A 9,246-nucleotide genomic window follows, 5' to 3' on the forward strand; every position below is an offset into this window, starting at 1 on the left:
AGGCGCCCCGGGCGCCCCGGGCGCCGCAGGCTCCGCCGCGCCCCCCGCCCCGGCCGGGGCCCCGCGCCCGCCGGTATCCCGTGTCTCCCCCCGTTCGGCCTCCGGCAGCCGCAGGCGGGCGAGCCCGCAGCGCACGTAGGGCGTGACGAACGGCAGCCGCAGCTCGCCGCCGCTGGTCCACAGGCCCGCGCCGACGAGCCAGCCGGCGGGCGCGGGGAACTGCTGGAGCTGTTTGCCCGAGGGGCGCCAGACGCCCACCCAGCTGCCGGTCGCGCCCTCGACCCGGAAGGCGACCGCGCACCCTTCGGGGGTGAGCTCCTGCCCGGGCTGGGTGGCGAAGGGGGTGAGCGCGGCGCCGGCGGGGCGCAGGCACTCGGGGAAGCGGACGGGCCGGGCGGAGCCGAGCACGCCCCAGCCGAGCCGGTCCTGCCCGGGGGCGTCGGAGCGGACGAGGAGGAGGCCGCTGTACGGGTCGGCGAGGAGCAGCCGGTCGTTGCTGTCCTCGGTGATCTGGAGGAGCGGGCTGGTCTCGCCGCCGCGCTCCAGGTCGACGACGACGGTCTTGGTGCGGCCGTCCAGCTCGCGGTCGAGGGCGAGGAGCCGGCCCGTGCGGTCGAGCCAGGCGCCGCCCGTGCAGCGGCCGGGCACCTCGACGACCCGCTCGGGCCCGAAGGCGCCGCCGTGCAGCCGCCACAGCGCGGTCGTGCGCTCGGCGTGGACGAGCCCGTAGGCGGAGGCGCCGCCCGGCGCGGGGGGCAGCAGGGAGAGCCGGGCGCACTCGACGGCGCCGACGGGCAGCTCCCCGGTGCCGGGGCCGGTGGGGTAGAGCAGCGAGAGCGTGTGCCGCTCGGCGACCCGGCGGCGGATGAGGACCCGCCCGTCGGCGAGCGGCTGGACCTCGCTGTCGGGCTCCTCGGGCTGGCTGCCGGGCAGCGGCACGGCGTACGGCTCGGGGCCGTCGAGGGTCCAGCGCTCGGGGAACCAGCCGCCCGTGGCGCCGTCGAGGGCCAGCCGGGCGGCGTACGAGCCGTTCGCCGTGACCGTGAACGCCGGGCGCCTCATGTCCGTCGAGCCACTCCGCGGGGTGCTCTGCGGGGTGCTCTGGGGGGCACAGACCGTCATGAGAAACGTCACCTCCGGCACAGAACGTAGTTATCGCACTTCCTGCCGAACAATGAGAGTCGGCCCGCTTCACGCGTAAGGGTGGCCGTTGTCCGATTCGCCTGAGGGGTACGAGGAGGGTGTGCTTCGCGCCTTCCGCACCGTCACGTAAGGTAAGGCGAGCCTAAGTAGTCGCGGGGGGTGGCTGAAGAGGCCCCCTTGACCAACCGGCGGCCGTGACGGCCGCCCGGCCGGACCCGACCCTGGAGTACGTGATGCCCCTTCGCCGCCGCGGCACCGCCGCAGTCGCCCTGTCCGCAGTCGCCGCGCTCGCCCTCGCGGCCTGCGGCTCATCGGACGGCGGGGACGGAAAGGACGACGGCAGCGGCTCGAAGGCCGTGTCGGAGAGCGGCAAGGACTTCGGCAAGGCCGGCGAGCAGACGGCGAAGATGGGCACGGACGCCGCGCCCGGCCAGTTCCCGCGCACCATCAAGCACGCCCTCGGCACGACCGAGCTCAAGGAGCGCCCGAAGCGCGTCGTCGTCCTCGACGTCGGCGAGCTCGACAACGTGGTCTCGCTCGGCATCCGGCCGGTCGGCTGGGCCCCCAGCGAGGGCAGCCAGGAGCTCCCGGAGTACCTGAAGAAGGACGCCGGCGACCCGAAGAGCGTCGGCACGATCAGCAACCTCAACCTGGAAGCCATCAACGAGCTCCACCCGGACCTGATCCTCGGCAGCAAGCTGCGCGCGGAGAAGAACTACAAGGACCTCGCCAAGATCGCCCCGACCGTCTTCTCCGTCCGCCCGGGCTTCACGTGGAAGGAGAACTACCTCCTCAACGCGGCCGCGCTCGACAAGACGGCCGAGGCGAAGAAGAACCTCGACGCGTACGCCGCCAAGGCGAAGAAGCTCGGCGAGGACCTGGGCGAGAAGAAGCCCACCATCTCGATGGTCCGCTACCTGCCGCAGTTCACGCGCCTCTACGCCGGCCAGTCGTTCATCGGCACGATCCTCAAGGACGTGGGCCTGCCGCGCCCGGAGAACCAGCAGGCCGACAAGCTCGCCGTGGAGATCAGCCCGGAGCAGATCGACAAGGCCGACGCCGACTGGATCTTCACCGGCGTCTACGGCGCCCCGGACAAGACCAAGCGCGACACCGCCCAGGACAACCCGCTGTGGAAGAACCTGCGGGCGGTCAAGGAGGGCCACGCCAAGGACGTCCAGGACGAGACCTGGTACCTGGGCCTGGGCGTCACCGCCGCGGACAAGGTCCTCGACGACCTCCGGGGCTTCCTCGTGAAGTGACGCCCGGGATGCGCCCCGGATCGGGCGGAGCCCGCGCGGGCACGGCGGACAGGTAGCCTTTCCTCCGTGCCCGCACTGTCTGAAGTCATCGCCGCCCTCGACGCCCTCTGGCCCCCGGAGCAGGCCGAGCAGTGGGACGCCGTCGGCACGGTCTGCGGCGACCCCGCGGCCCCGGTCGGCCGGGTGCTGTTCGCCGTCGACCCCGTCCAGGAGGTCGTCGACGAGGCCGTGGCGCTCGGCGCCGACCTGCTGGTCACCCACCACCCGCTCTACCTGCGCGGGACCACGACCGTCGCGGCCTCGACCTTCAAGGGCCGCGTCGTGCACACGCTGATCAAGCACGACATCGCCCTGCACGTCGCGCACACCAACGCCGACCGCGCCGACCCCGGCGTCTCCGACGCCCTCGCCGGCGCGCTCGACCTGCGCGTCACCGGCCCCCTCGTGCCCGACCCGGCGGACCCGGCGGGCCGCCGCGGCCTCGGCCGCGTCTGCGAGCTCGACCCGCCCATGAGCCTGTCCGCGTTCGCCGAGCGCGCCGCCAAGCGGCTGCCCGGCACGGCACAGGGCATCCGGGTCGCCGGCGACCCCGGCCGCACCATCCGCACCGTGGCCGTGTGCGGCGGCTCCGGCGACTCCCTCTTCGACGAGGTGCGGGCCGCCGGCGTCGACGCCTACGTCACCGCCGACCTGCGCCACCACCCCGCCTCCGAGGCCCAGCAGCACAGCCCGCTGGCGCTCGTCGACGCCGCCCACTGGGCCACCGAATGGCCGTGGGCCGAGCAGGCCGCCGCCCAGCTGGACGAGATCTCCGACCGGCACGGCTGGGGCCTGCGCACCCACGTCTCGAAGACCGTCACCGACCCCTGGACCGCCCACGCGGCGTCCGCCGTCACCAACCACTAACAGGAGCCCCCAACTGAACGCCGCGCCCGCAGACCAGATCCGCCTCCTCGACCTCCAGGCGCTGGACACCCGCCTCGGTCAGCTCGCCCACAAGCGCCGGAGCCTGCCCGAGCACGCCGAGATCGCCTCCCTCGAGGCCGACCTCACCCAGCACCGCGACCTCCTCGTCGCCGCGCAGACCGAGGAGAGCGACACCGCCCGCGAGCAGACCAAGGCCGAGCAGGACGTCGACCAGGTCCGCCAGCGCGCCGCCCGTGACCAGCAGCGCCTGGACACCGGCGTCGGCATGTCCGCGAAGGACCTGGAGAACCTGCAGCGCGAGGTGGCCTCGCTGGCCAAGCGCCAGGGCGACCTGGAGGACGTCGTCCTGGAGGTCATGGAGCGCCGCGAGTCCGCGCAGGAGCGCGTCACCGAGCTGACCGGCCGCGTCGGCTCCGTCCAGGCCAAGGTCGACGACGCCGTCGCCCGCCGCGACGCCGCCCTCGCCGAGATCGACGCCGAGGCCGCCTCGGTCACCAAGGAGCGCGAGATCGTCGCCGCCTCCGTCCCGGCCGACCTGCTGAAGCTCTACGACCGCCTGCGCGAGAAGCAGGGCGGCATCGGCGCCGCGCGCCTGAACCAGCGCCGCTGCGAGGGCTGCCGCCTGGAGCTCGACATCACCGAGCTCAACGAGGTCCGCGCGGCCGCGCCGGACCAGGTCGTCCGCTGCGAGAACTGCAGCCGCATCCTGGTCCGCACCAACGAGTCGGGCCTGTAAGCCCGATGGCTCCTCGCTTCATCGTCGAGGCGGACGGCGGTTCCCGGGGCAACCCGGGCCCCGCCGGCTACGGCGCCGTCGTCCTGGACGCGGCGACCGGCGAGGCCCTCGCCGAGGCCGCCGAGTACATCGGCACCGCCACGAACAACGTGGCGGAGTACCGGGGCCTCATCGCCGGCCTGGAGGCCGCGAAGGCCCTCGACCCCTCGGCCGAGGTCCAGGTCCGGATGGACTCCAAGCTCGTCGTGGAGCAGATGTCGGGCCGCTGGAAGATCAAGCACCCGGACATGCGGCCGCTGGCCGCCCGGGCGCGGGCGCTCTTCCCCGCCGGGCAGGTCGCCTACGCGTGGATCCCGCGCGAGGAGAACAAGCACGCCGACCGGCTCGCCAACGAAGCGATGGACGCGGGCAAGGCCGGCCGGCAGTGGGAGGCGGGCGCCTCCGCGGCCGCGCTCGCCGAGCGGACGGCCGCCCGTACGGCCGTGCGGGCGGCGGAGCCCGTGGCTGAGCCGCTCACGGAGCCCAAGGCCGCTCCCGTCGGCTGGGCCGCCCCCGCCGACCTCGGGACGCCGACCACGTTCGTCCTGCTGCGGCACGGCGAGACGGCCCTCACCCCGCAGAAGCGATTCTCCGGAAGCGGCGGCAGCGACCCGGAGCTGTCACCCGCCGGCCTGCACCAGGCCGAGCGCGCAGGCAGAGCGCTCGCCGCCCGCGGCACCATCCAGGCCGTCGTCTCCTCCCCGATGCGGCGCTGCCGCGAGACGGCCGCCGCCGTGGCCGCGCGCCTCGGCCTGGAGATCCGTGTCGAAGACGGCCTGCGCGAAGCCGACTTCGGCGCCTGGGAGGGCCTCACCTTCGCGGAGGTCCGCGAGCGCTGGCCCGACGACCTCGACGCCTGGCTCGCCTCCTCCAAGGCCGCCCCGACCGGCGGCGGCGAGAGCTTCGCCGCGGTCGCCCGCCGGATGTCCGTCACGCGCGACAAGCTCCTCGCCCGGTACGCGGGCCGTACGGTCCTGCTGGTCACGCACGTGACGCCGGTCAAGACCCTGGTACGACTGGCCCTCGGCGCCCCGCCGGAGTCCCTGTTCCGCATGGAACTCTCAGCGGCGTCCCTGTCGGCGGTCGCCTACTACGCGGACGGCAACGCGTCGCTGAGACTGCTGAACGACACGGGGCACCTGCGGTAGGCGAAGCGGGACCAGTTCTCTGTACTTCCGCCGCAGCGGCGAGAAACCACCACGTGCCTGACCGGCGGTGCCGTGCCGTCGGTCAGTTGCCGGCAGACCGTGGCTGGTCGCGCAGTTCCCCGCGCCCCTTACGGGGCGTGACCTTGCAGCCGGACTTCGGCGGAGTGAAGGGCTCACTCCGCCGCCCGCAGGGCCACCGCCTCCTCCAGCGCGGCTACGGCCGCAAGCCGTTGCCGCTCCCGCTCCTCGATGTCCAGCGCGCTCTCCCCCGTCGCCGCGACCCGCGGGCACCGGGGGCACTGCCACCGATCGGGCGCTCCGAGCGCCGGCGGGGTCATGGCCACCTCGCAGTGGGGACAGTTCACGGTCACTCCTTCGACGTGGCCGCACGACGCGCAGACCCATACGGGCCCTTCCGCGTCCTGCTGCCGCCACGCGGTCCTCAGGCACTGCGCGCATCCGGTGGTGACGATCCCGGCCCGGCTCATGACAGGCGGCTCCGGGGTGGTGTCCGCGTACTCGATGATCCGTGCCCTGACCCGGTCGTCCGTGGTGTTGGCCATCCGGAGCAGGTGTGCGACGCGCGAGCGTGCTTCGTCAACGAAATCGTTCATGGCGGCAGCAGGCTACGGCGCGGGGGCCCGCGCCCGGGGCCGGCAGCGCACACGATCACCCTTGCGAGTGCCTCGCCCTCACGTTCGAACCCATTCGAAGGACGTCCTCACACGGGCCGCACACGGGCCGCACGCGAGCCGCACATGAGCCGCGCGCTCACGCGAAGGGCACGTTGACGCACGCCAGCCGCGCCCCCGCCATGCCCGCCCGGCCCGGTGCCGTCTCCGTGGCGTGCTCGTGGATGACGACGGAGCGGGCCTCGCCGGGGCGGAAGCGCCAGGCGACCGAGGCGGACGACGAGCCGTCGCCCTGCCCGTCGGTGGTGAGGTCCAGCCAGACCTCGTTGCGCGGATTGGCGTACGCGGGGTCGGTGGAGGGCTGCTTCGGGTCCCGGTCCTGCTGGTAGTGGCCGCCGGAGTCCTCGGGGCGGGTGCCGCACGGGTTCGTGTGGACGTGGGCGCCGAACGTGCGGTCCGGCTCGACGCCCTCCAGGCGCAGGCGGATGCGGGTGCCGTCGCGGCCGGTGCGCTCGGTGACGGTGACGCGGGCGCCCGGCGGGACGGCGTCGGAGTCGAAGGTCACGGCGCGCAGCACGTCGCCCGTGGGGTCGGCGAAGACGGCGCTGACGTCGGCGCCCTCCCCGTGGGCGCCGCCCGCGGGAGAGCCCGTGGGAGAGAGCCCCATGGGAGTGAGCGCGAGCGTCGATGCGGCGAGCAGCGCTACGGCGAAGGACATCTTCCGCCCCTTTCAGGAGCTTTGACAGCGGCTTCCTGCGTCCCCCGCTCGTGCTTCCCACGGTATCGGCCCCTCACGCACCGCGCGCGGCGGCCGGTGAGGACAATGAGCCGACCATCGCGTACCCCCAGGAGGACGACACATGCCGCCCAAGCCCGAGATACTCGCCGCCTTCGAGGCGGCCAAGGGGTTCATGCCGCTCGACGAGGGGCTCGCCCTCCACGCCGCCGCCGAGGAGGCCGCGGGGCTGGGGCTGCCGCTGCTCGAAGTCGGCACCTACTGCGGCCGGTCGACGATCCTGCTGGCGGCCGCCGCCCGGGAGGCGGGGACGACGGCGGTGACCGTCGACCACCACCGGGGCAGCGAGGAACAGCAGCCGGGCTGGGAGTACCACGACGCGTCGCTCGTCGACGAGGCGGTGGGGCGGATGGACACGCTGCCGGTGTTCCGGCGCACGCTGCATCAGGCGGGGCTGGAGGAGCACGTGCTGGCGCTCGTGGGGCGGTCGCCGCTGGCGGCCTCGCTCTGGGGGCGGCCGCTGGGGCTGGTGTTCATCGACGGCGGGCACACCGACGAGCACGCGACGGCCGACTACGAGGGCTGGGTCCCGCACCTCGCGCCGGGCGGGCTGCTGGTCATCCACGACGTGTTCCCGGACCCGGCGGACGGCGGGCAGGCGCCGTACCGCGTGTACCTCAGGGCGCTGGAGTCCGGGGAGTTCACCGAAGTGTCGGTGACGCGGTCGCTGCGGGTGCTGCGGCGCGGACCGGTTGCGGCGTAGGCCCCCTGCGCGGCGGGGCGGCGGCGTAGCATCGCCGGGTGTCCAAAGGCAGCTTTCCCCGCTTCCCGCGCTCGCCGCGCGCAGGCCGCTCCGGCCGCCCGGCGGGCTTCCGCACGCCCGTAGTGGTCGCGGTGGCGGCCCTGGTCCCGGCCGGGGTCGCGGGCTGGCTGCTGTGGGACGCGGAGGCGGACGGCGGGAGGAAGGCGCCGGTGGCCGCAGCGTCGTCGGCGTCGCCCGGCGCGTCCCCCGCGTCGCGGGCCCCGTCCCGGCAGCCCTCGCCGGAGGGCAAAGAGCCCTCGGCGCCCGGGTCGTCCGCACCGGAGGGCGCGCGGAGCCCGTCGCCCGCCGCCGCTGACGACGGGCCGCTGCCCGACGGCCCGCTCAAGGGCAAGGTGGTCGTGGTCGACCCCGGGCACAACATCCGCAACAGCGAGCACACCGCGGAGATCGACCGTTCCGTCGACATCGGCACGGGCCGCAAGGAGTGCGACACCACCGGGACGTCCACGGACAGCGGTTACGCGGAGGCGTCGTTCAGCCTCGACGTCGCGCACCGGCTGCGCACGATCCTGCGCGCGCAGGGCGCCAAGGTGGTGCTCACGCACGACGGGGAGCGCCCGTACGGCCCGTGCGTGGACGAGCGCGCGGCGATCGGGAACCAGGCGCACGCCGACGCCGCCGTCTCGGTGCACGCCGACGGATCGGCCGTCGGCAACCGCGGGTTCCATGTGATCCTGCCCGCTTCCGTCAAGGGCGGCCACGCGGACACCGCGCCGATCGTCGGGCCGTCGAAGGAGCTCGGCGTGCGGATCGCGGGCCACTTCGTGCGCGTCACGCACAGCGCCGCGTCCAACTACATCGGCGGCGGCACGGGCCTGGACACCCGCGGTGACCTCGGCGGCCTCAACCTCTCGACGGTGCCGAAGGTGTTCATCGAGTGCGGCAACATGCGGGACCCGCAGGACGCGGCCCTGCTGACGGACGGAGCCTGGCGGGAGAAGGCGGCGCAGGGGATCGCCGACGGCATCACGGACTTCCTGGACGGGTAGGTCCGAAGCGGCCCCCGGAGCCGCCGGCACGACCGTCCGTGCAGACCACGGGCTTGTCACGAGGCAGATACGAAGAAGACGCCCCGACCGTGCAGGCGATAGGTTCACCCGTACGATGGGGGGCCACCCCCGCGCCCCCGCATCCTCGCGTGCCGGCGACAGCGACGTTAATGATCACACTGACAAAGGACATGAGAGTGAACATCCGCTCCCTCACTCGAGGCGACGGCGTGGTGATCGGAGCAGCGGTGTTGCTGTTCATCGCCTCGTTCCTCAGCTTCTACTCGTACGACTGCGCGGGTTCGATCTGCCCCACGGAGCCCAACGGCTGGAAGGCCGGCCTCTTCCCCGTCCTGCCGTCGATCTTCCTCGCCGGTCTCATCGCCGCCGGTCTCATCGTCGCCGCGCGCTTCCAGCCCGAGGGGCGCAAGCTCGTGGGCCTGGAGCTCGGCCAGTGGGGCACCGCGTTCGCCGTGTTCGCCGCGTGGTCCTCGCTGTGGACGATCATCGGTGGCGCCCAGGGCGTGTCCCCGGGCGTCGGCCAGATCCTGGGCCTCCTCGCCAACGCGGCCCTGGCCGCCACGGCGCTGATGACGCCGCGCATCCCGGCCCTGAAGGCCCCGCTCGTCAGCGGCCCCGGCCCGCAGGCCCCGTCCCCGTACGGCGCCGGCCCGAACCCGGGCTACGGCTACCCCGGCCCGGGCGGCGCCCAGGCCGGTCCGTACGGCGGTGCCCAGCAGCAGCCCTACGGCGCGCAGCAGGGCCAGCCGGACGCGAGCCTCGGCGGTGCCGCGGCCGCGCCGTCGCCCGC

The 9,246-nt window shown here is 74.2% G+C and carries 10 protein-coding genes and 1 pseudogene; 7 read left to right on the plus strand and 4 right to left on the minus strand.

The window, feature by feature from the left end; translation table 11 throughout:
• Window positions 1-1,062: hypothetical protein (locus B7P34_RS33560; RefSeq protein WP_223268502.1), on the minus strand; the 1,062-nt coding region annotated here is incomplete at its 3' end.
• Between the two features lie 314 nt (window positions 1,063-1,376).
• On the opposite strand from B7P34_RS33560, the gene B7P34_RS33565 reads away from it, so the two are divergent.
• Window positions 1,377-2,405, plus strand: a complete 1,029-nt coding sequence (locus B7P34_RS33565) for an ABC transporter substrate-binding protein (RefSeq protein WP_106681952.1) — start codon at window positions 1,377-1,379, stop codon at window positions 2,403-2,405.
• A gap of 66 nt (window positions 2,406-2,471) precedes the next feature.
• Entirely contained in the window at window positions 2,472-3,311 is an 840-nt protein-coding gene (locus tag B7P34_RS33570; RefSeq protein WP_106681946.1) for a Nif3-like dinuclear metal center hexameric protein, read from the plus strand.
• On the opposite strand, the gene B7P34_RS39860 is transcribed toward B7P34_RS33570, so the two are convergent.
• On the minus strand, window positions 3,298-3,465 hold the full coding sequence (locus B7P34_RS39860; protein WP_353620289.1) for a hypothetical protein: 168 nt from the start codon (window positions 3,463-3,465) through the stop codon (window positions 3,298-3,300). The two genes, B7P34_RS33570 and B7P34_RS39860, sit on opposite strands and share 14 nt — an antisense overlap.
• Between B7P34_RS39860 and B7P34_RS39865 the strand changes: the two genes are divergently transcribed.
• Both B7P34_RS39865 and B7P34_RS33580 read left to right on the plus strand, forming a co-directional pair.
• Window positions 3,415-4,068: a zinc ribbon domain-containing protein gene (locus tag B7P34_RS39865; RefSeq protein WP_435693992.1), complete on the plus strand. Its 654-nt coding sequence runs from the start codon at window positions 3,415-3,417 to the stop codon at window positions 4,066-4,068. The two genes, B7P34_RS39860 and B7P34_RS39865, sit on opposite strands and share 51 nt — an antisense overlap.
• A 5-nt stretch (window positions 4,069-4,073) precedes the next feature.
• Entirely contained in the window at window positions 4,074-5,255 is a 1,182-nt protein-coding gene (locus tag B7P34_RS33580; RefSeq protein WP_106681948.1) for a bifunctional RNase H/acid phosphatase, read from the plus strand.
• A 173-nt stretch (window positions 5,256-5,428) separates the two neighbouring features.
• Here B7P34_RS33580 and B7P34_RS39055 read toward each other — a convergent pair whose 3' ends face one another.
• Window positions 5,429-5,869, minus strand: coding sequence for a hypothetical protein (locus tag B7P34_RS39055; protein ID WP_223268503.1), 441 nt, complete (start codon window positions 5,867-5,869; stop codon window positions 5,429-5,431).
• 157 nt (window positions 5,870-6,026) lie between these two features.
• A complete protein-coding gene (locus B7P34_RS33590; protein WP_106681949.1) occupies window positions 6,027-6,605 on the minus strand; it encodes a superoxide dismutase family protein in 579 nt (192 codons plus the stop codon).
• 142 nt (window positions 6,606-6,747) lie between these two features.
• On the opposite strand from B7P34_RS33590, the gene B7P34_RS33595 reads away from it, so the two are divergent.
• The 3 genes and pseudogenes from B7P34_RS33595 to B7P34_RS33605 all read left to right on the plus strand — a co-directional run.
• Entirely contained in the window at window positions 6,748-7,386 is a 639-nt protein-coding gene (locus tag B7P34_RS33595; protein WP_106681950.1) for a class I SAM-dependent methyltransferase, read from the plus strand.
• 38 nt (window positions 7,387-7,424) lie between these two features.
• Entirely contained in the window at window positions 7,425-8,435 is a 1,011-nt protein-coding gene (locus B7P34_RS33600; RefSeq protein ID WP_106681951.1) for an N-acetylmuramoyl-L-alanine amidase, read from the plus strand.
• A gap of 170 nt (window positions 8,436-8,605) precedes the next feature.
• Window positions 8,606-9,246: pseudogene (locus B7P34_RS33605) on the plus strand (DUF5336 domain-containing protein); the annotation flags it as partial.

Origin of the sequence: Streptosporangium nondiastaticum (assembly GCF_003011965.1) — a bacterium.
GTDB classification, from domain to species: domain Bacteria; phylum Actinomycetota; class Actinomycetes; order Streptomycetales; family Streptomycetaceae; genus Streptomyces; species Streptomyces nondiastaticus.

Excerpts from the sequence above, each read along its gene's own strand:
- B7P34_RS33590 (WP_106681949.1), bottom strand. The coding sequence starts at position 6,605 with ATGTCCTTCGCCGTAGCGCTGCTCGCCGCATCGACGCTCGCGCTCACT.
- B7P34_RS33580 (WP_106681948.1), top strand. The coding sequence starts at position 4,074 with ATGGCTCCTCGCTTCATCGTCGAGGCGGACGGCGGTTCCCGGGGCAAC.
- B7P34_RS33565 (WP_106681952.1), top strand. The coding sequence starts at position 1,377 with ATGCCCCTTCGCCGCCGCGGCACCGCCGCAGTCGCCCTGTCCGCAGTC.
- B7P34_RS39055 (WP_223268503.1), bottom strand. The coding sequence starts at position 5,869 with ATGAACGATTTCGTTGACGAAGCACGCTCGCGCGTCGCACACCTGCTC.
- B7P34_RS33595 (WP_106681950.1), top strand. The coding sequence starts at position 6,748 with ATGCCGCCCAAGCCCGAGATACTCGCCGCCTTCGAGGCGGCCAAGGGG.